Here is a 19,958-nt window from a genome sequence, read left to right as displayed (position 1 = left end):
TCTGCAAACACTACGAGCGAGTAGCCCATGTGCGGTGCGTGAGGTCTAGTCCTGTCCGGATTTCGACCCCTCGGGACCGGGCTCCAAGCGCGGCACGGGCGGTGGCAGTTGCTCCTGCACCGGTTGCTGTGGCTCCCGCACCGGCTGCTGCGGAAGCTGCTGGGGCGCCCCGGCCGTCTGCTGCGCCTTCTCCAGGAACCGCAGCAACTCCACCGGGAACGGCAGCACGAGCGTGGAGTTCTTCTCGGCGGCGACGGCCGTCACCGTCTGGAGCAGCCGCAGTTGCAGCGCGGCCGGGGTGTCCGCCATCTGCTGCGCCGCCTCGGCGAGCTTCTTCGACGCCTGGAGTTCGGCGTCGGCGTTGATGACCCGGGCCCGGCGCTCCCGGTCGGCCTCGGCCTGCCGGGCCATCGAGCGCTTCATGGTCTCCGGCAGGGACACGTCCTTGATCTCGACGCGGTCGATGGTGACACCCCACTCCACCGCCGGGCTGTCGATCATCAACTCCAGCCCTTGGTTGAGTTTTTCCCGGTTGGACAGCAAATCGTCCAGTTCGCTCTTGCCGATGATGGACCTGAGCGAGGTCTGTGCCATCTGCGCGACGGCGAACCGGTAGTCCTCGACCTTGACGACCGCCTCGGCCGGCCCGGTCACCTTGAAGTAGACGACGGCGTCCACCCGCACCGTGACATTGTCCCGGGTGATGCCCTCCTGCGCGGGCACCGGCATCGTCACGACCTGCATGTTGACCTTCTGGAGCCGGTCCACGAACGGCACGATCATCGTGAACCCCGGCCCGCGCACCTCGTCCCGGAGCCTGCCGAGCCGGAACACCACACCGCGTTCGTACTGCTTGACGACCCGCGCGGCCGCCATCACGTACACCACACCGGCGGACGCGAGGGTCGCTCCCGCCGCCACCAGCTCCTCGACCATGCCGCCCCCAGGGGACCGAGCACCACGTGTACTTCGAAGGTAACTCCGTCACCCGGACAAGAGGGAGCCCCCGTGCGCCGGTTGCGCACGGGGACCGGGAACAGCGGGCGTCAGCCGATGCTCACGCCGTAGTAGCTCAGGGCCTCGGTGACCGGCTGGAAGAAGGTCGTGCCGCCGGAGGTGCAGTTGCCGCTGCCGCCGGAGGTCAGACCGTACGCCACCGTGCCGCCGTACAGCGGGCCGCCGCTGTCGCCGCCCTCGGCGCAGACCGTGGTCTGGATCATGCCGTAGACGACGTCGCCGCTGCCGTAGTTGACGGTGGCGTTCAGGGCGGTGACCCGGCCGCTGTGCGTGCCGGTGGTGGAGCCTCGGCGGTAGACCGTGGTGCCGACGCTCGGGGTGGCCGCGCTGGTGATGGTCTGGCTGCCGACCGTGCTCGGGTGCGAGATCGACGAGTTGGTGTAGCGCACCAGCGCGAAGTCGTTGTTCGGGAAGCTGTATCCGACGTTGGTACCCAGGGTCGTGGTGTGGCCCGAGTTGGAGTACCAGGTGGAGGCGACCTCACCGCAGTGGCCCGCGGTCAGGAAGTAGTAGGTGTTCCCGCTGTGCACGTTGAAGCCGAGGGAGCAGCGGTACTGGCCGCCGTAGATGGCGTCGCCGCCGCTGATCAGCGGCTTGAACTGCCCGGAGGTGTGCTTGATGGTGAGGGCGCCGGCGTTGCTGCCGGCCTGCCGCTTGATCTTCGCGATCTCGGCCTTGGAGACCGTGCTGTCGACGGTGACGAGGACACGGTTGGTCTTGCTGTCGACGGCCCAGGCGGTGCCCGGGACGTTCGCCTTGAGCACCGAGGCGTCGGCGCTCTTCAGCTGGGCCGTGCTGAAGGAGGTGGCGGTGGACGCGTTCGCGCTGGGGACCGCGATCGCTGCGGCGGCCACGAGACCGGTGGTGACGGCGATCAGCCGGGTCCGTCTCGCAATGCCGCTGCGGGGGGTGGTGCGCTTGATCCTCACGTTCGTTCCTCCCAAGGGGAAGTCGGGGGCCCGCGTGGGGTCGGGGCCCGTGAGGCGCAGCCAGGGCCGCGTTCGTCCGGATTCCGGACATGCCGTGCCCCTGACAAGCGCTTGCGGGGAGTATTCGGCCGAACGGCCGGTAGGCGCAAGGGCGCCTTTCGGCCGCCAACCCCTCAACGAACCATGAGTTTTGGCCATCTCTGCCCTGGTTCGGACCAGGTTACGGACGCCCGCCTCGCCCGTATGTTCCCCGGCGGCGGGAACGGCGGAAGCCCAGCACGCGGGGATGTCCGGAAGTCGCCCTTCCGGATGGCCCTCGCCCCTGAGGCCCCGGCCGTTCAGGCGCTGACGGACGGTACCGGGTCGGGCAGGCCGAGATGGGAGCGCAGCGTCGCACCCTGGTATTCCGTGCGGAAGGCGCCTCGCTCCTGCAGCAGCGGCACCACCCGGTCCACGAACTCGTCGAGTCCGACCGGGGTGATCAGCGGCTGGAGGATGAAGCCGTCGGCGGCGTCCTTGCGCACATACTCGTCGAGTTCGGCGGCGACGGCCTCGGGCGTGCCGATGAAGGACTGCCGGCCGCCCGCCTCGATCACGGTCTGCCGGATGGACAGCCCCTTCTCCTTGGACGGGCGCGCCTCCCCCACTCTCGAACTTCGCTCGAGCGGGGGGACCCCCATCTCGGCGATCGCCACGGTGTCGCCGCGCCGGGTCCGTCCCTGGGTGATCGCGGAGTCCGCCACCGGGTCGATCTCGGGGAGCGGGCCGTCGGGGTCGTAGGCCGACAGGTCGACGCCCCAGATCTGTTCCAGGGCGATGATCGCGTTCTGCGGGGACACCTGCTGCCGCCGGATCTCGACGGCCCTCTCCTGGGCCTCGGCGGCGGTGTCGCCGAGGACGACGGTGACACCGGGCATGATCTTCAGGTCGTCCGGGGCGCGGCCGTACTTCTCCAGGCGGCGCTTCACATCGGCGTAGAAGGAACGCCCCGCCTCCAGCGTGCCGTGCCGGGTGAAGACGACGTCGGCCGTGGACGCGGCGAACTCCCGCCCCTCGCCGGAGTCCCCGGCCTGGATGACGACCGGGTGCCCCTGCGGTGGGCGCGGCACGGTGAACTCGCCCGCGATGTCGAAGTGCTGCCCGCGGTGCGCGAAGGGCCGGGAGATGCCCTCGGGGGTCCAGGAGTCCCACAACTTCCTTGCGACGCTTACGAATTCGGCGGCGCGCGTGTACCGGTCCGCCGGGTCGAGGAAGCCGCCGCGCCGGAAGTTCTCGCCGGTGAAGGCGTCGGAGGAGGTCACCACGTTCCAGGCCGCGCGGCCGCCGCTGAGGTGGTCCAGGGTGGCCAGCCTGCGGGCGAGTTCGTAGGGCTCGTTGAAGGTGGCGTTGACGGTGGCGGCGAGGCCGAGGTGTTCGGTGACGCCGGCCAGCGCGTTCAGCACGGTGAGCGACTCGGGCCGCCCCACCACGTCCAGGTCGTGGATACGGCCCTTGTGTTCGCGCAGCCGCAGCCCCTCGGCGAGGAAGAAGAAGTCGAACAGGCCGCGTTCGGCGGTACGGGCGAGGTGCTCGAAGGACGAGAAGTCGATCTGCGACCGCGACCGCGGATCGGCCCACACCGTGGTGTTGTTGACCCCCGGGAAGTGCGCCGCGAGACGTATCTGCTTGCGTCGTACGGTCATGACGCTCCCCCTGTCACGGCGTACCGGTTGGCGGGCCTGGCGAGGCCCAGGTGCTCCCTCAGGGTGCTGCCCGGGTAGAAGGTGCGGAACAGGCCGCGGTGCTGGAGCAGCGCCACCGTCCCGTTGACGAGCCGCTCCAGGTCACGGCGCGGCTCGGTGGGCGTGAGGTGGAAGCCGTCGACGACGCCGTCCGCGTGCCAGCCGGCGATCAGTTCGGCGAGGTCCACGGGGCCGCCCCGGTACAGCGGGCCCTGCACGGTCTGCCGGGGGCCGCCCCCGCCGTGGCCCGGCTCGGCCGCGTGCTCACCGTCGCCGAGGTCGACGAGGAGGCTCACCAGGACCCGCAGGTGGTCGGGGTTGCGTCCGAACTCGGCGGCCGACTGGCGGAGTTGGTCCCGTACGGCGGCGGCCTGCGCGGGGCTCGCGGCCCGCACGAGCGCCACGTCGGCGTACCGGGCGGCGGTGGGCCGGGTGTGTCCCTCGGTGGCGTCGACCACGCGGACGGGGTGGCCCTGCGGGGGCCGCGGCACGATCGAGGGGCCCTTCACCGAGAAGCCGGTGCCGGTGAAGTCGACGTGGTGCAGCTTGTCCCGGCCGATGAAACGGCCGGTCGCCAGGTCCCGTATCTCGGCGCCGTCCTCCCAGCTGTCCCACAGCCTCGCGGCCACCTCGGCGACTTCTCCGGCCTCGCGCCACAGCTCTTCGCCGGTCACGGCATGCCGGCGGCCGAAGAGGCGGGCCTCGCCCTCGGTGGTGGACACGTCGATCCGCCAGCCGGCCCGGCCGCGGCTGACCCAGTCGAGGGTGGCGACCGCGGCCTGGACGTGGAAGGGCTCGGTGTGCGTGGTGGTGACGGTGGGGACCAGGCCGATGCGGGCCGTGGCGGGGGCGACGCGGGACAGGACGGCGAGCGCGTCGGGCCCGGGGCGGGCGAAGCTGTCGTCCAGCGTGACGAAGTCCAGGCCGCCGCGCTCGGCGAGCCTCGCCAGTTCGATGTGGGAGCCGGCGTCGAACACCGCCGGCTGGTCCAGGGCGGCGGCCAGGTGCAACAGCCCCCGCCCGTGCGATGAGGTCATGTGGGGGGAACCTTTCAGAGAACCTTGGAGAGAAACGCCCGGGTCCGCTCGTGGCGGGGAGCGTCCAGGACGTCACCGGGCGGGCCCTGCTCGACGATCTTTCCGTCGGCCATGAACACCACCGTGTCGGCGACCTCGCGGGCGAAGCCGATCTCGTGCGTGACGACGATCATCGTCGTGCCCTGCTGGGCCAGGTCCCTGATGACGTCGAGGACTTCGCCGACCAGCTCGGGGTCGAGCGCGGACGTCGGTTCGTCGAAGAGCAGCAGCTTGGGCTCCAGTGCCAGCGCCCGTGCGATGGCGACCCGCTGCTGCTGTCCCCCGGAGAGCTGCCGAGGGTAGGCGTCGGCCTTGTCGGCGAGACCCACCCGGTCGAGCAGCCGGCGCGCACTCTCGAGAGCTTCCTTGCGCGGCCGTTTCAGCGCGGACACGGGCGCCTCGATGATGTTGTCCACCACGGTGAGGTGCGGGAACAGATGGAAGTTCTGGAAGACGAAGCCGATCCGGGTCCGCTGTCTGAGCACCTCACGCTCGGGCAGTTCGTGCAGCTTGTCGCCGGAGCGCCGGTAACCGACCAGCGTGCCGTCCACGCTGATCGCGCCGTGGTCCACCTTCTCCAGGTGGTTGATGGTGCGCAGCAGCGTCGACTTGCCGGAGCCGGACGGGCCGAGGACGACGGTGACCTCGCCGGTGCGCACCTCCAGATCGATGCCCTTGAGGACCTCGAGCGAGCCGAAGCTCTTGTGGACGGATCTGATGTCGACCATGACGCTCATCGGGGCACTTCCTCGGGAGTGAGTGGGGGCGAGGCGGCCGCGCTGCCGGCCAGTTCGCGCAAGAACCGCAGCGCCGCCCGTGCGGTGGCGTCGTTCTGCCGGAAGGCGGGCCCGCCGGTGCGAGGCCGGGTGAAGGCGCCGGGCGTGCGTCCGTCGGTGTAGGGCCCGAGCGCGAACCGCCGGGGATGCGGCCGCCCGCCCCGGTCGAGGAGCCGCCCGTCGGCGGGGTCCACCCGGAGCAGCCCGTCGGGGGTCTCGACGGCCCCGTCGGCGTGCAGTTCGCGCAGCAGGGTATCGCGGGCCCGTCCGACGGTGGGCTCGGGCAGCCGCGCCTCGACCAGCGCCCGTGCCTCGACGAAGGCGCCCGGAACGGTGGCGCTGGACGCCCGGAACACCCCGCCCTCGGCGCTGACGGTCATGTCGGCGCCGAGGAACTTCAGGACCCCGGCACGGGACAGCGCCAGCATCTGCCGCAGCCGCGGCCCGGGTGGCCCGGAGGCCAGATAGCTGAAGAAGCCGTGCCACCAGGGGCCGATGCCACCGAGCCGGACCAGCTGACCGTAGACGGAGAGCAGCCCGAGGAAGACGGCCAGGTCGGGGCTGTATTCAGGATCATGACGTCTGCTCAGGTCACGCTCGACATAACCGCGCAGCCCCTCCTGGAACTCGTCGAAGGAGCCGTACCGCACCCCGTCCAGCGGGTGGTCGAGCGCCTCCAGGTCGAGCCGGTCGGCGGGGTCCGGCACGGCGGACGCCACGAGGGCCTGGATGTCCGCCCCCTTCCCGGCCGCGTACTTCTCCTCGAAGTCGGCCCAGGACATGAGGGTCCGCTCGGGATGCACGGTGAACAGCCGGTGGTAGTGGGCGAACCCCAGCTCCTTCTCCACCAGCGGCCACACATCCCGCCTGAAGTCGAACGCCTCGGGCCGCGCGAGCAGCGCCTCGACCTCGGGCGGCCCGAAGAACCTCGGCAGCGGCGGCCGTTCACCGCTCCAGTCGTAGCCGATCTTCGAGTGGTACGGCACTCCGCGCCGCGAGCCGACGTACAGCACCGGCTCCTGCCCCGACGGCACATAGGTGTCGCCCTCGTACCGCCCGCCCCGCCCCTCGGTGAGCAGCACCATCAGGTCGACGAAGGCGAGCCCGAACCCGCGCACGAGGACGGGCTCACCGGCCTTCAGCGCGGACAGGTCGCTGTCGGCGGTGAAGTCGGGCGGCAGGTGGACCAGCCCGTGAGCACGCGCGTACTCGGCCAACTCGACCTGCTGGCCGTCCAGTTCGGCGTCGAGGTGGCCGAGTGTGAGCACGACGAGGTCGGCCAGGAGCGGGCGCGGGCGGTCCTCCAGCCACACCTGCTGGCGGCCCTCGCGCGGGCCGCTGACCCGCAGGGCACGGCGCGGGTGGTGATGGACGACCACGCCCGGGGGCAGGTCGGCGACGGCCTGTTCATGCACCCAGCGCAGATAGGCCCCCTGGAGCTGCCGGTCCGCGAAGGTACGGCCGTCGATGCGGGCCCACTCGTGCAGCGTGGGCCCCTCCCGTACCGGGCCCTCCATGGCCACCGTCTCGTCGGTGAACATGGTGACGTCCTCGGCGTGGGAGTTCATCCACAGCAGCGGCGACTGCGCGGCGCGCCAGATGCGTCCGGCGCCCGGCGGATGGGGGTCGACGAGATGGATGTCGAGGCCCGAACCGGCGTACAGCTCGGGCGCGTTGGCGGCGACCCGCTCGATGAGACCGGTCCCCCGCGGCCCGGCCCCGACGATCACCAGGGAGGGCCTCATCGCGCGCGCTCCGAACCGCGGGCGTAGTGCTTCTCCACGTAGTACTGCCCGACACCGAGCACCGAGGTGACGACGGTGTACCAGAGGGTGGCCACCATCAGCAGCGGAATGACCTGGTAGGTGCGGTGATAGATCAGCTGCGCCGAGAAGAGCAGGTCGTTCACCGCGATGACGCTGACGATGGAGGTGCCCTTGAGGGCGCCGATCAGCATGTTCCCGGCGGGCGGCACGATGGAGCGCATCGCCTGCGGCAGCACGATCCGCCGCCAGCGCCGCCACCGGCTCAGCCCGAGCGCCTGGGCGGCCTCGATCTGCCCGCGGTCGACGGACAGGATGCCGCCGCGCACGACCTCGGCGGCGTAGGCGGCCTCGTGCAGCGTCAGCCCGACGACGGCGACCTCGACCGGCCCGAGCAGATTGACGGTCTTGACCCCGAACAGCTCCGGGTACAGCGCCCCGATGTTGAACCACAGCAACAGCTGCACCAGGATCGGAATCGACCGGAAGAGCCAGACATAGCCCCAACTCACCGCTCTCAGCACGGGGTTGGCGGACAGCCGGAACGCGGCGAGCAGCGTGCCCAGCGCAAAGCCGAGCACCATCACGACCGCGGTCAGCCACAGGGTGAGCCACAGCCCGCGCAGCACCGAGTCCGAGGTGAAGTACTCGGCGACGACGTCCCACTGGAACGCCTTGTTGCGCAGTACGGAGTTGAGTGCGAGCCCGAGGAGCGCGAGGACGAGGACGGCGGCGGTCCACTGACCGAACCGGCGCTGCGGAACGATCCGCAGCGAGTCCACGCGTTCGGGTATGTCCGGCGCGGCGGGGATTTTGGCGAGGGTGTCGGAAGACATGCGAAGGCTCCGTGACGCGTAGGTCGAGCACGGTGGATGCCTTCACACAGGCGCGCCGGGCCGGGCACAGCGACAGCGCGTCACGGCCGAGCCCCTCAGCAGGGCCGTCCATCGACTGTACGGGGCCGTTTCCCCTCACTGTCAAGGCTGTCCGGCATGTGAGCCGCACGTCTCAAGTCAGTTGACGCAGAACCGGATGCCTGTTCCACTTGGCCCATGCATCCACAGCAGTGGCTGGTCACGCGCTCCCACATCGACTTCGGTCGAGTGTGGTCCTGTTCCTGTTGAGCCGACTCCACTGCGCGCCCTGACGGGGCGCTCCCAGCGTTCTCCCGCTTCGCCTTCACACGCGCACGCACCCCTCCCCTCGCGCTCTTTCACTCTTCCTGCTTCCAGGAGACCGCACACGATGCGCACGTTCACGCGTACCCGCAGAACCCTCTTTGCACCTTTCGCCCTGATCACCTCGGCCACTGTGCTGCTCACCGCCTGCGGCTCCGGTGCGGACGGCTCGACCGACAGCGCGGGCACCTCGGCGAAGGCCGACAAGATCCCCACGACGGACGTGGTCTCCGGCGTCCACAAGGACGAGGCGTCGGTGAAACTCCTGCCGCCGGGCACGAGAAGCCTCACCGTCGCGTTCAGCGTCGGCGGCACCCCGCCCGGCACCACCTACCTGGACGACGGCAAGACCCTGACCGGCCAGGACGTCGACTTCGCGAACGCGGTCGCCCACGTGCTCGGCATCAGGCTCAAGTCCGAACAGGCCAGCTTCGAGGCGATCCTGCCGGCCCTCGACAGCGGCAAGTACGACTTCGGCGCGAGCAACTTCGGCGTCACCGACGAACGCCGCAAGACCATCGACTTCGTCACCTACATCAACGACGGCCAGGGCTTCGCCGCCCGCAAGGACAGCAAGCTCTCCAAGGTCACGGACCTGAGGCAGCTGTGCGGCCTGAACGTCGCGACGGGCGCCGGCACCACCTTCGAGGCGACGCTGGAGGAGAACAAGAAGCTCTGCACGACCGCGGGCAAGAAGCCGTACAAGGTGCAGACCTACAACGAGACCGGCGCCATCTGGTCCTCCCTCCAGCAGGGCCGCAGCGACGTGGTGATGTCCACCATCAACGGCCTCCGCTACGCCGTGGCCCAGCAACCCGGCGTGAAGTTCCTCAACGAGTACCACCGCCTGGACGTGGGCTTCGCCTTCAAGAAGGGCACAAAACTGGCCCCGGCCTTCCAGTCGGCGGTGAACAAGCTGATAGCAGACGGCACGTACAACAAGATCCTCAAGAAGTGGGGCACGACGGGCTCGGCGATCACCAAGTCCCGGATCTCACCCCCGGAACTAAAAAACTGACGGTACATACCCCGCGCCCAAGGGGCGCGGGGCTGTGTCGATTTGCGCCTCCGCCGCGTGGGCGCGAGCAACCACGACGCACCCGCACCCGCACCCGCTAACGCACCATCGCAACCCGCCTCTTGGGCGCAGCCCGAACCCCGATCACCCGATCCATCAACGCCCCCAGAACATCCCGCACCGAGGAACGATCCCGCGCATCACACTCCAGCACCGGCACATCCGGCCCCAGGCCGAGCGCCTCGCGAACCTCCCCCAGCTCAAACCGCTCCGCACCGTCGAAACGGTTCACGGCCAGCACGAACGGTGCTCCCTGAGCCTCGAAATAGTCGACCGCCGGAAAACACTCCTCGATGCGCCGGGTGTCCGCGAGGACAACCGTTCCCAGCGCTCCCTCCACCAGGTCGTCCCACAGGAACGAGAACCGGTCCTGACCGGGCGTCCCGAACAGATAGAGCGCGATGGTCGGATCAAGAGTGATCCGCCCGAAATCCAGCGCGACGGTCGTGGTCGTCTTCGACTCGACCCCGTCGAGCGAATCGACGCCCACGGAGACCTGGGTCATCGCGGCCTCCGTGTCCAGCGGTTCGATCTCCGAAATCGCCCCGATGAACGTGGTCTTGCCGACGCCGAGCCCGCCGCTCACCACGATCTTCACGGCGAGCGGCACGATCCTGTCAGAGCGCCCGGACATGGTCCCTGATCCTTTCGAGCATCTGGAGCGGCAGCTCCTCGGGTTCCCGGCAGTCGAGCCGGCCGGCGACGACGAGGTCGGACACGAGCACCTTGGCGACGCCCAGCGGGACACCGACCCGCGAAGCCACCTCGGCGACCGTCGTCGGCTGCTCGCACACCGCGACGATGTGCCGCCGCTCGAACGTCAGCGACTCGTCGGGTTCACCGACGGCGACGACCAGCGTCTCCAGCCGCAGGTCCGCCTGGAGCGGCTCGGCCCGGCCGCCGGTGATGATGAACGGCCGGACGAACGTCGCGTCCTCAACAGGCTCTACGTCCATGGGCTCTTCGCCGTTCACCGCGGCAACGCCTGCCGCAGATCCGTGATGAGGGCCGGCGTGAGCAGATCGCCCGCCCGCTCCGCGAGGACCGCCATCTCGTAGCCGACGAGCCCCAGTTCACCGCTGCTGTCGGCAAGCACTCCAAGACAACTGCCGTCGCGGATCGCGGAGACGAGCAGGAAACCCCGCCCCATCTCGATCATGATGAGTTTGACCCCGTCGAAGCCGTACCGCTTGGACGCGCTGCGCGCCAGGCTGCTGAGCCCGGAGACGATCGCGGAGAGATGGTCGGCCTCGGTCCGCCCGAGCCCGTCGGACACGGCGATCAGCAGCCCGTCGGAGGAAACGGCGACCGCGTCCCGTACCCCGTCGGTGCTCTTGACGAAGTTGGCGAGCAGCCAGTTGAAGGTCTGCGAGTCGTTGTGGGCGTCGACGGCGGTCACTTGGCGTCACCCGCTTTCTGCTCGGCGCCCTTGTGGTTGTCCTTGTCGCCCTCCTTCGCCTTCTCCTTCTCCGCGCTGATCCCGCCCCGCATATGGGCGCTGCGCAGAGTGGAGAGCATCCCGGAGATCTCCTCGGGGCTGCGGTCGGGTGTGGGCTCGGCGGGGGCCGGGCGCTCGGGGCGGTCGGTCTCGCTGACGGCGTCGGAGATGGCGCTGCGCTGCGGGCGCTTGACGAGCCCGTTGCGGGTCCGCGCGGCGGAGGTGCCCTTGCCGCCCGCGGCCTGGTGGCCGGCGTTCTCGGCGGGTTTAGCCTCTGCCTGAACCGTCACCAGCTCCGCGGGGGGAACGTCCACGTCCTTCTCCTTCCGTGGAGCGGGAAGCACCGGCTTGTCGGCGGCCTTGCCCTGCGGAGCCTCCGTGAGCAGCTGCACCGGAATCAGCACCCGGGCGACCACTCCGGCCGCCGGCGCCTCGCCGAGCCGTACCTCGATCCCGCACTTGCGGGCGAGGGCGCCGACCACGAAGTGGCCCAGGAACCGGGTGGGTTCGGCCATGAAGCTGGCCGTGCCGGACAGCCGTACGTTCGCCTCGGCGAGCGCCTGGGTGTCCATGCCGAGCCCGTTGTCGACGATCGCGACGAGATACCCGGCGCTGGTGCGCCGCCCCTCGATCTCCACGTCGGAGTCCGGCGGCGAGTAGCTCAGCGCGTTCTCGACCAACTCCGCCAGCAGATGGGCGACTTCGGCGACGACGGAGCCGCTGATGTGCGCCGGCTCGATCCGGCGCAGGGTGACCCGGCGGTACTCCTCGACCTCGGCGAGCGAGGCGCGCAGCACGTCGGTGACGGCCAGCGGGGTGGCCCAGGGGCGGGGGCTGGACTCCCCGGCGAGCACGAGGAGGCTTTCCGCGTTGCGACGCATACGGGTGGCGAGGTGGTCCAGTTCGAAGAGGTTGGCGAGGGTGGCCGGGTCGGCGTCCTCGTGCTCCAGCTTGTTGATGAAGCTGATCTGGCGGCGTACCAGGTTCTGGTTGCGGCGGCCCAGGCTGACCAGCGAGTCGGTGGCGTTCCGGCGCAGCACGGCCTGTTCGGTGGCGAGGTCGAAGGCGGCGCGCTGGACGCGGTCGAAGGCCTCGGCGACCTCCCGGACCTCGGCGCCTGCCCTGCGGTCCACCATGAGGGGGGCAGGTGGCTCGGGGCTCTCCCCGGAGTTCGCGTCCTGTACGGCGGCGACGGCGCGCGGCAGGCGCTCCCCCGCCACCTCACGTGCCTGCTGGGCGAGTTCGGCGAGCGGCGCGGAGACGGACCGTACGCAGTCGAGGGCGAGCGCGCCGAGCGCGGCGACGGTGCCGAGGGCGAGCAGCACGAACAGCAGCAGGTCGCGCTGGGCGGTGCTCTCCAGTGCGGCGGCGCGGTGCTCGACGTCGGCGCCGAGGGAGATCTGCACCGCCCGCAGCCCGTTGATGGTCGAGGTCGTGGTGTCCCACCAGTCCATGGGCGGGACCTCGGACGGGTTCAGCCTGGAGCCGCCGTGCACGGCGATGCTCTCGTACGCCAGCATGCGTTCGGCGTCCGGAGTGGTCAGGGCCTCGTTCAGGCGCCGTTGCTGGTCGGCGGTCGCCGAGCGCGGGAAGGCGGCGAGGGCGGCCTGGCGGCCGGCCCGGATCTGCATGAAGCGGCTGTAGTCGTCGCCGCGGAACCGGCCGCCGGAGGCGCGCACCGAGCCGAGCACGATGGCGCGCTCCTCGCCGGTGAACTCCTTGGCGTTGCCGAGGACCTGGAGCGTCTGGTAGGCGTCGCGCAGGGTGCCGTCGCGCACCGCGTCGAGGCCGAGGTCGAGCCGGTCGAGGACGGTGATCGTGGTGGTGAAGTAGTTGAAGGTGTCCTTAACGACGCCGGTCCCGTCGTCGGCGTGCCCGCGGATGCCCGCGAGGCCGCCGAGCCGTCCGAGGGACGCGCGCACGGAGTCGGCGGCCGCGTCGTCGCGCCCCTTCAGTGCCCTGTCGAGCGCCGCGCGGGCGGTGTCGGTGGCCTTGCGCTGGGCGGGCAGCTTGGCCTTGAACTGCCGGACCCCGCCCACGTATCCGGTGGTGAGTCCGCGCTCCTTCTGCAGCTCGTGGACGAGGCCCTGGAGGCTGATCTCCAGCCGGGCGTTCTTGTCGGTGGCGGATGCGTTGCGGTAGGCGGAGATCTGCTCGGCGGCCGCGAGGCCGAGCAGCGCCAGCAGGACCGCGAGGGCGAGGATCAGGATCCGCAGCAGTCTGGTGCGAATGGTGGTGGTCGCTTTTGCTGTGACGTCCACAGAAGTGCCTTATGTGGGTGGCGAGTCGGGGCAGGGACAGAAATGGTTCTGCTTCCGCCCAACGACCTCGCGGGGGCACCGGTCACCAGATCATCTTCTTCTTTTACGTTGTGGACACAGGATCTTCGGGAAGCTCCAGGTGACCGCCCCGCCCGGCGCATTCCGTATACGACATCCGCGGTAGCGAATCAGCAGTCGCAACCGCAGTCGCAGCAATCGCACCCGTCACAGCAATCGCAGCAATCACAGCCGCAGTCACAGCAATCGCAACAGTCGCCGCAGTCGGTGCCCTTGCAGAGGCCGTCCTTCCGCCGGCGGCTCCACGGGTCCTCGTACTCGCCGCAGCACATCTGGCACGTACAGGCCAGCCCTGCCCACACCGCGCAGCCCGCCAGCAGTCCACGCCGGTCGCGCCGCGGTGGCTCCGGCGGCGGGAACGGCCCACCGGGGCCGCCGGGCGGGGCGTACGGCCCCGACAGCGAAGGCGCCGCCCCGTGCGCGCAGGAGGCCGTACCGAAGGCGCGGTCGACGGAGGCGCGCAGTTCGTGCACGAGCAGCCGGTGGGCAAGGCCTGCGTCGTCGAACTCCACCTCGCGCAGTGCGAGCCGGATCCCGTGCACGGCGTCGTCGGCGAGCCGCCGGGCCTCGGCGAGCGGGGTCCCGGTGGCGGTGAGCGGGTTCCAGGCGCCCGACGCGGCGTCAGTTTCCCTGTCCTCCACGGCGTCCAGGAGGTGGGCGAGCCGTCCGAACAACCGCCCGGCCTCGGCGAGCGGCCCGGCGTTGCCCGGCCGTCCGGCCAGGACCGCGGTGTGCGCGAAGGCCGCCGCGGTCGCCGTCTCGGTCGGTTCGGTGACCGTCAGCACCGGCGTCCCGGGACCCGCGAGGGCCTCGACACCGGTCTGCCGGTCCACGGCGTCCACGAGCACCGCGGTGTCGAACCCGACAGCGGATCCGGTACGGGCCCCCGCCGCACCCCAGCTCGAGGCCACCCGGCGTGCGGCGAGCGCCACCGGCCTCCGCGCCAGCAGCCCGTCCCCGTCGGCGAGGTGGTCCCGCACCTTGGCCGAGGCGAGCACCAGCGACACGGCGGCCGCGAGCCGCGCCCCTTCTCCCTGCGCGACGGACGCGGTACGCATTCCGCGCAGCGGGCAAGGCCCCGCCGTGCGCCGCCCCCTGGCGACCTTCGCGGTCTGAGCCTCCGTCAGAACGGAGATGAGCAGCCCGTCGTAGTTGGTCACGATCCGCGCGAACTGACCGTGATCCTTGCGCAGTGCGAGACACAGTCCGCACAAATGGGCAACCCATTGGGACTTGAGGTTCTCACCGAGCCGATGTCGGCATGGCCTGACGATTCCGAACACGACGATCCCCCCGTGGCTCGTGTGACTTCCGGTGCTACTGCTGCTTCTGATACGGCGTTGAGCTGCCGCATCGTACCGACCACTCCGTTCACCCGTACGCAGTGACCGTCACCCGTACGCCGTGAAGAATCATATTTCACTCACAGTCAGCATCTGTGTACAGCACGACCCTTGGGAAACGCGGGCTCTCGACGGATTCGCTCTGCACCAGTACCGTCACAAACCCCCCGCGCGGCGTCTATCCACTTGGCGCGCCAACCGCATCATGGATGACCATAGGGATGCGGAAAGCAAGAAGGACCGCTGTGAGAGGAGGCGTCCATGGGATCGGTACGCAAGGCGAGTGCCTGGCTTGGCCTCGTCGACGACAACGATGACGAGCGTTACTACGACGACGACTACTCCGAAGGGACCGAGCAGCCCGGGGATGCCTGGGTCACCGACCCGCGGGTCAAGGTGGCCTCGGACACCGCCGAGGAAAAGGGCCGCCGTATCGGCACGGTGACCCCGGACAGCTTCCGGGACGCCCGTGCCATCGGCGAGCTGTTCCGCGAGGGTGTCCCGGTCATCGTGAACCTCACCGCCATGGAGGCGTCCGACGCCAAGCGCGTCGTCGACTTCGCGGCGGGGCTCATCTTCGGTCTGCGCGGTTCGATCGACCGTGTCTCCAACCGCGTTTTCCTGCTCACTCCCGCCGACACGGAAATCATCAGCGGGGAGCCGGCCTCGCACCGTTCGGACGGTTTCTTCAACCAGAGCTGAGGCAGGGCCGCTCACCGGCCCTGCCCCCGCGCAGGGTTCACCGGAAGGCGTCGAGTCCGGTGAGCGCCTTGCCCAGTACGAGCTGGTGCATCTCGACGGTGCCTTCGTAGGTCAGCACCGACTCGAGGTTGGTGGCGTGCCGCATGACGGGGTATTCGAGCGAGATCCCGTTGGCGCCGAGGATCGTCCGTGAGGTACGGCAGATCTCGATGGCCTCTCGTACGTTGTTGAGCTTGCCGAAGCTGACCTGCTCGGGACGCAGGCGGCCGGCATCCATGCGCCGCCCCAGATGGTGGGCGAGCAGAATCCCCTTGTGCAGTTCGACCGCCATGTCGGCGAGTTTGGCCTGGGTGAGCTGGAATCCCCCGATGGGCCGCCCGAACTGCTCCCGAGACTTCGCATAGTCGACGGCGGCCTCGAAACTGCTGCGGGCCGCGCCCATGGCGCCCCAGACGATCCCGTAGCGGGCGTGCGAGAGACAGCTGAGCGGCCCCTTGAGGCCGACGACCTCCGGCAGTACGGCATCGGCGGGCAGCCGTACGTCGTCGAGGACGAGTTCGCTGGTGACGCTGGCCCGCAGGGACCACTTGTGCTTGATCTCCGGCGCGGAGAACCCGGCGCTGTCGGTGGGCACGACGAACCCGCGGATCCCGTCCTCCGTCCGGGCCCACACCACGGCGACGGCCGCCACGGACCCGTTGGTGATCCACATCTTCCGCCCGTTGAGGACCCAGTCGTCGCCGTCCCGCTTGGCGTGCGTGCGCATCGAGGCGGGGTCGGACCCGTGGTCGGGCTCGGTCAGTCCGAAGCAGCCGATGGCCTCACCGGCGGCCATGCGCGGCAGCCACTGCTGCTTCTGCTCCTCGCTGCCGAAGCGGTGGATGGCGTACATCGCGAGCGACCCCTGCACGGAGACCAGCGACCGGATCCCGGAATCGGCGGCCTCCAGCTCCAGACAGGCCAGCCCGTACTGCACGGCACTGGCCCCCGCACACCCGTACCCGCTGAGCGACATACCGAGGGCCCCGATACTGCCGAGCTCCTTGGCGAGCTCCCGAATGCCCGGCAGCTCCCCCTTCTCGTACCACTCGGCGACATACGGGAGCACGCGGTCCGCAGCCCAACCGCGAACCGTGTCCCGGATGGCCAGGTCCTCCGGGTCGAGCAGGTCGTCGATGCCGAGCGGGTCGGCGGGATCGAAGGGGGGCAGCTTCGAGGACGCGGACATGGGACACCCTCCGGCACACGGCGAAAACTAGCATCGCTAGTTAAGATTTCCAGAGCGACGTTACGGTGCAGTGTCCCGCACGTCCAGTACGGCCGCGCCCCTTTAGGGGCGCGGGGAACTGCGCGACCAGCCACAAAGGCGCAGCAGACAACGAACGACCCCGCGGCGGAGCCGCAAATAGGTCAGGCCGAAACCCTGGAGTCGGCAACTTCCCGAGGCGCCGGCAACTCCACAGGCACCGCAGGCTCCCCGCACTGCATGATCCGCGGCAACCGCAGGGCCATCACCGCACCCAGCAGCAACAACCCCGCACTGACCAGCAGGGTCACATGCAGCCCGTGCACAAAGGAGTCCCTCGCGGCCCGCCGCAGAGCCACCCCCACGGGCCCGCCCAACTGCGCGGCAACCTGATACGCCTCGCCCAGCGAATGCGACGCAGAGGTCGCGGCCGACGAAGGAACCCCTGAGACGGACGCCAGGCCGGGCGTGTACGCGGCGTTCATCACGCTTCCGAGGAGCGCGATACCGATCCCCGCCCCCAGCTGGTACGAGGTCTCGCCGATCGCCGCAGCCCCACCGGCCTGCTCCGGCGGAGCCTCGCTCAGCATCGACTCGTACGCCCCGAAGAGCGTGGTCTCCAGGCCGAAGCCCAGCAGCATGAACGCCGCCACCATCAGCCCCGCGTTGTCGGACCCGCCCATCACGGTCAGCAGCACCACGGCCCCGGCGGTGAGGCAGAACCCGAAGCTCACCATCCGGCGCGGGCCGAAGCGGCGCAGCATCCGGGCACCCGCGAGCCCCGCCGCCATCGCCGCGAAGGTCAGCGGCAGCAGTCGCAGGCCCGTCTCCAGCGGGGACAGCCCCAGCACGAGCTGGAGATACTGCGCCGCGATCAGTTCGAGACCGACCAGCGCGAGCATCGCCAGCACGATGCAGCCCACGGCGGTGCTGAAGGCGGGCCGCGCGAACATTCCGAGGTCCACCAGCGGATGCGTACGGCGCCGCTGTCGTCGTACGAAAAGGACCAGCAGCAGGGCGCCCACGAGGAGTGGCGCCACGGTGAACAGATCCAGCTCGCCGCCGCCCAGCCGCTTGACGCCCAGCACCACGCCGAACAGCCCGGCGGCCGCCATCAGTGCGCCGACCACGTCCCAGGGACCGTCACCGGCGCCCCGCGACTCGGGCAGCAGCAGCCTGCCCACCGGCAGGCTGACCAGCATCAGCGGGATGTTGACGAGGAAGACCGAACCCCACCAGAAGTGCTCCAGCAGGAAGCCGCCGAGCAGCGGGCCGACCGCCGCGCCGACCGCGGCGACCGCGCTCCAGAGGCCGATCGCGAGGGCCCGTTCCCGCCGGTCGGGGAAGACCTGGCGGAGGATCGAGAGCGTCGCGGGCATGATCATCGCGCCGCCGACGCCGAGCAGCGCCCGCGCGAGGATCAGTACCTGAGGGTCGTGGGCGAGGGCCGCGAGCCCGGAGGCGAGGCCGAAGAGGGCGTAGCCGAGCAGCAGGATCCTTCTGCGGCCCACCCGGTCGCCGAGCGTGCCGAAGAGGATCAGCAGCGAGGCGCAGACGAGGGGGTAGACGTCGACGATCCAGAGCAGTTCTATCGCGCCGGGCCTGAGGTCCTCGGTGACGGCGGGGACCGCCACGTGCAGCACGGTCGCGTCGACCGCGACCAGCAGCAGACTCACGCAGAGGACGACGAGCACGACCCAGCGGTTTGCACCGGCCCCGGCCGCCCGACGGCGCAGCGCAGCGGCGGCCGTGGTCGTCCCGGACATGTACGTACCTCCCAGATGTTCCCTCGCGGTCGGCGGGCACACGGGGTGGGGACTCCCCGTGATCTCGGCCGGAGAGGAGCGGTGTTCTCCGGCCCGCGCAACGAAAGGCGAGTGACACGTCAGCGTACGCGAGTTCGTGTAAAGGTCACGTGGTGGACCTCTCAGACTTCGCCCAGACCGGTGTGGCGTACGCCACTCCCCCTCCTTCCGGGTCACGCCCCGCCGGGCCTCGCGGTTCCGTCGGCCCTCGATAATCGAGCCCGTGACCGACCTTGTGACACGCGTGGCGCCGCCCCGCGAGACGGCCCTGCGCCGTGCGGCCCCGGCCCTCCTCGGGTACGTGGCCGTGCGCGCCCTGGGCCTGCTCGTGCTGGCCCTGTGGAGCGCCGCGCGCGGCAAGAGCGCGTACACGCTGCTGACGGCCCGCTGGGACGCGCTCTGGTACACGAGGGTCGCCGAGCTCGGTTACGGCTACGAGGTGCGGCTGCCCAATGGCGACGTGCACTCGAACCTGGCCTTCTTCCCGCTGCTGCCCTGGCTGGAGCGGGGCCTCGCGGCGGTGAGTCCGCTGTCGTACGCCGACGCGGGTTTCGTCGTCAGTCTGCTCGCCTCGCTCGCGGCGGCCTGGGGGATCTTCGCGGTCGCGGAACATCTGTACGGCCGCCGGGCCGGGGTGTGCGCGGTGCTGCTGTGGGCGGTGCTGCCCGTGGGGATCGTGCAGTCGATGGCGTACAGCGAGTCGCTGTTCACGGCGCTCGCCGCCTGGTCGCTGTACGCGGTGCTGACCGGCCGCTGGCCGGCGGCGGGCGCGCTGGCCGCGCTGGCGGGGCTGACCCGGCCGGTCGGGCTCGCCGTCGTCGCGGCGGTGTGGGCGGCTGCGGCGGTCTCTTTCGTGCGAGAGCGGAGCGCGGCGGACACGCGCGCGGGCGAGTGCACTCCCGCGCCGCCCGGGGACGGCTCCACGCAGCGCGTCGGGTCAATCGAAGGCGCGCCGGACGTGCCGCGCGCCCCCGCGACCGCAGAACGCGCCCTGGCCGTGCTCCTGGCCCCGCTGGGCGCCGCGGGCTACGTCCTGTGGGTCGGCCACCGCACCGGCCGGGGCCCGCTGGGCTATCTGGACGTCCAGGCGGGCTGGCGCAACGGCTTCGACGGCGGTCTGGCCTTCGCCCGCTTCGTCGCCGAAAAGTTCACGTCGTTCCCGTCGGCGCTCGCGGCGGCCGGGATCGTCCTCGGGGTCGCCCTCGTGGTGTGGCTGTACGTCGTCTGCGTACGGCAGCGCCAGCCGCTCCCGCTGCTGGTCTACGCGGGTGTGGTCACCGCGCTCGCGCTGTGCGCCTCGAGCTACTTCGGCTCGAAACCGCGCCTGCTGCTCCCCGCCTTCCCGCTGCTGCTGCCCCTCGCCCTGGCCCTGTCCCGGCTGCGTACGTCCAGGTCGGCCCTGGTGGTGGGTGGTGTCGCGGTGGCATCGGCCGTGTACGGAGCGTTCTGGCTGAACGGCTCCGGTCCTCCATGATCGACTTGCCGGGCCGGTGAGCGTCCGGGGAAATCAACTCCAGCATTCGGTGAACGAATTCGTAAGCCCCATA

17 protein-coding genes are annotated in these 19,958 nt (G+C 70.4%); 3 read left to right on the top strand and 14 right to left on the bottom strand.

From position 1 onward, the window contains the following. Positions 1-45: 45 nt before the first annotated feature. The 7 genes from ABT254_RS08810 to ABT254_RS08780 form a co-directional block, all read right to left on the bottom strand. Complete coding sequence (locus ABT254_RS08810; protein WP_351465699.1) at positions 46-936, bottom strand: slipin family protein; 891 nt, start codon at positions 934-936, stop codon at positions 46-48. Positions 937-1,046: 110 nt separating this feature from the next. Next, the gene (locus ABT254_RS08805) at positions 1,047-1,946 is read right to left on the bottom strand and encodes a S1 family peptidase (protein WP_351465696.1); all 900 of its coding nucleotides are present in this window, start codon (positions 1,944-1,946) and stop codon (positions 1,047-1,049) included. 338 nt (positions 1,947-2,284) lie between these two features. Next, the gene (locus tag ABT254_RS08800) at positions 2,285-3,628 is read right to left on the bottom strand and encodes an NtaA/DmoA family FMN-dependent monooxygenase (protein ID WP_351465693.1); all 1,344 of its coding nucleotides are present in this window, start codon (positions 3,626-3,628) and stop codon (positions 2,285-2,287) included. After that, positions 3,625-4,704 (bottom strand): LLM class flavin-dependent oxidoreductase, encoded by a 1,080-nt coding sequence (locus tag ABT254_RS08795; protein WP_351465690.1) that lies wholly within the window; start codon positions 4,702-4,704, stop codon positions 3,625-3,627. The genes ABT254_RS08800 and ABT254_RS08795 overlap by 4 nt, the downstream gene beginning before the upstream one ends. 14 nt (positions 4,705-4,718) lie before the next feature. Then, positions 4,719-5,480 (bottom strand): amino acid ABC transporter ATP-binding protein, encoded by a 762-nt coding sequence (locus ABT254_RS08790; RefSeq protein WP_351465688.1) that lies wholly within the window; start codon positions 5,478-5,480, stop codon positions 4,719-4,721. Beyond that, entirely contained in the window at positions 5,477-7,264 is a 1,788-nt protein-coding gene (locus ABT254_RS08785; RefSeq protein ID WP_351465685.1) for an FAD/NAD(P)-binding protein, read from the bottom strand. Before ABT254_RS08785 ends, ABT254_RS08790 begins: the two co-directional genes overlap by 4 nt. Next, complete coding sequence (locus ABT254_RS08780) at positions 7,261-8,118, bottom strand: amino acid ABC transporter permease (protein WP_351465682.1); 858 nt, start codon at positions 8,116-8,118, stop codon at positions 7,261-7,263. Before ABT254_RS08780 ends, ABT254_RS08785 begins: the two co-directional genes overlap by 4 nt. A 409-nt stretch (positions 8,119-8,527) precedes the next feature. Here ABT254_RS08780 and ABT254_RS08775 point away from each other — a divergent pair, with 409 nt between their 5' ends. Then, complete coding sequence (locus ABT254_RS08775; RefSeq protein WP_351465679.1) at positions 8,528-9,478, top strand: ABC transporter substrate-binding protein; 951 nt, start codon at positions 8,528-8,530, stop codon at positions 9,476-9,478. A gap of 97 nt (positions 9,479-9,575) precedes the next feature. Here ABT254_RS08775 and ABT254_RS08770 read toward each other — a convergent pair whose 3' ends face one another. The 5 genes from ABT254_RS08770 to ABT254_RS08750 all read right to left on the bottom strand — a co-directional run bounded on the left by ABT254_RS08770 (position 9,576) and on the right by ABT254_RS08750 (position 14,598). After that, the gene (locus ABT254_RS08770; RefSeq protein ID WP_351465676.1) at positions 9,576-10,172 is read right to left on the bottom strand and encodes a GTP-binding protein; all 597 of its coding nucleotides are present in this window, start codon (positions 10,170-10,172) and stop codon (positions 9,576-9,578) included. After that, positions 10,156-10,512 carry a DUF742 domain-containing protein gene (locus tag ABT254_RS08765; RefSeq protein ID WP_115909040.1) on the bottom strand — a complete coding sequence of 119 codons (357 nt, stop codon included), beginning with the start codon at positions 10,510-10,512 and terminating at the stop codon, positions 10,156-10,158. The genes ABT254_RS08770 and ABT254_RS08765 overlap by 17 nt, the downstream gene beginning before the upstream one ends. Then, the gene (locus ABT254_RS08760; protein WP_351465673.1) at positions 10,509-10,937 is read right to left on the bottom strand and encodes a roadblock/LC7 domain-containing protein; all 429 of its coding nucleotides are present in this window, start codon (positions 10,935-10,937) and stop codon (positions 10,509-10,511) included. The genes ABT254_RS08765 and ABT254_RS08760 overlap by 4 nt, the downstream gene beginning before the upstream one ends. Then, positions 10,934-13,237, bottom strand: coding sequence for a sensor histidine kinase (locus ABT254_RS08755; RefSeq protein ID WP_351465670.1), 2,304 nt, complete (start codon positions 13,235-13,237; stop codon positions 10,934-10,936). Before ABT254_RS08755 ends, ABT254_RS08760 begins: the two co-directional genes overlap by 4 nt. Positions 13,238-13,425: 188 nt before the next feature. Further along, the gene (locus ABT254_RS08750) at positions 13,426-14,598 is read right to left on the bottom strand and encodes a DUF5685 family protein (protein WP_351465667.1); all 1,173 of its coding nucleotides are present in this window, start codon (positions 14,596-14,598) and stop codon (positions 13,426-13,428) included. Positions 14,599-14,919: 321 nt separating this feature from the next. Between ABT254_RS08750 and ABT254_RS08745 the strand changes: the two genes are divergently transcribed. Then, positions 14,920-15,360, top strand: coding sequence for a cell division protein SepF (locus ABT254_RS08745; protein WP_115909036.1), 441 nt, complete (start codon positions 14,920-14,922; stop codon positions 15,358-15,360). Between the two features lie 37 nt (positions 15,361-15,397). Here ABT254_RS08745 and ABT254_RS08740 read toward each other — a convergent pair whose 3' ends face one another. Together ABT254_RS08740 and ABT254_RS08735 are read right to left on the bottom strand one after the other, a co-directional pair. Next, on the bottom strand, positions 15,398-16,588 hold the full coding sequence (locus ABT254_RS08740) for an acyl-CoA dehydrogenase family protein (RefSeq protein ID WP_351465664.1): 1,191 nt from the start codon (positions 16,586-16,588) through the stop codon (positions 15,398-15,400). A 182-nt stretch (positions 16,589-16,770) separates the two neighbouring features. Further along, the gene (locus ABT254_RS08735; RefSeq protein ID WP_351465661.1) at positions 16,771-18,372 is read right to left on the bottom strand and encodes an MFS transporter; all 1,602 of its coding nucleotides are present in this window, start codon (positions 18,370-18,372) and stop codon (positions 16,771-16,773) included. Between the two features lie 262 nt (positions 18,373-18,634). Between ABT254_RS08735 and ABT254_RS08730 the strand changes: the two genes are divergently transcribed. Beyond that, entirely contained in the window at positions 18,635-19,885 is a 1,251-nt protein-coding gene (locus ABT254_RS08730) for a glycosyltransferase family 39 protein (protein ID WP_351465659.1), read from the top strand. The last annotated feature ends 73 nt before the right edge of the window (positions 19,886-19,958 follow it).

It is taken from the genome of Streptomyces sp. NPDC001137, from assembly GCF_040298885.1.
GTDB lineage: Bacteria > Actinomycetota > Actinomycetes > Streptomycetales > Streptomycetaceae > Streptomyces.
Note: the sequence above shows the minus strand (reverse complement) of the source record. Positions and strands in the feature narration are given on the sequence as shown.

Bases quoted from the DNA above. Each gene is read 5' to 3' on its own strand.
- ABT254_RS08810 (WP_351465699.1), bottom strand. From the start codon at position 936: ATGGTCGAGGAGCTGGTGGCGGCGGGAGCGACCCTCGCGTCCGCCGGT.
- ABT254_RS08800 (WP_351465693.1), bottom strand. From the start codon at position 3,628: ATGACCGTACGACGCAAGCAGATACGTCTCGCGGCGCACTTCCCGGGG.
- ABT254_RS08795 (WP_351465690.1), bottom strand. From the start codon at position 4,704: ATGACCTCATCGCACGGGCGGGGGCTGTTGCACCTGGCCGCCGCCCTG.
- ABT254_RS08790 (WP_351465688.1), bottom strand. From the start codon at position 5,480: ATGAGCGTCATGGTCGACATCAGATCCGTCCACAAGAGCTTCGGCTCG.
- ABT254_RS08785 (WP_351465685.1), bottom strand. From the start codon at position 7,264: ATGAGGCCCTCCCTGGTGATCGTCGGGGCCGGGCCGCGGGGGACCGGT.
- ABT254_RS08780 (WP_351465682.1), bottom strand. From the start codon at position 8,118: ATGTCTTCCGACACCCTCGCCAAAATCCCCGCCGCGCCGGACATACCC.
- ABT254_RS08775 (WP_351465679.1), top strand. From the start codon at position 8,528: ATGCGCACGTTCACGCGTACCCGCAGAACCCTCTTTGCACCTTTCGCC.
- ABT254_RS08770 (WP_351465676.1), bottom strand. From the start codon at position 10,172: ATGTCCGGGCGCTCTGACAGGATCGTGCCGCTCGCCGTGAAGATCGTG.
- ABT254_RS08745 (WP_115909036.1), top strand. From the start codon at position 14,920: ATGGGATCGGTACGCAAGGCGAGTGCCTGGCTTGGCCTCGTCGACGAC.
- ABT254_RS08740 (WP_351465664.1), bottom strand. From the start codon at position 16,588: ATGTCCGCGTCCTCGAAGCTGCCCCCCTTCGATCCCGCCGACCCGCTC.
- ABT254_RS08735 (WP_351465661.1), bottom strand. From the start codon at position 18,372: ATGTCCGGGACGACCACGGCCGCCGCTGCGCTGCGCCGTCGGGCGGCC.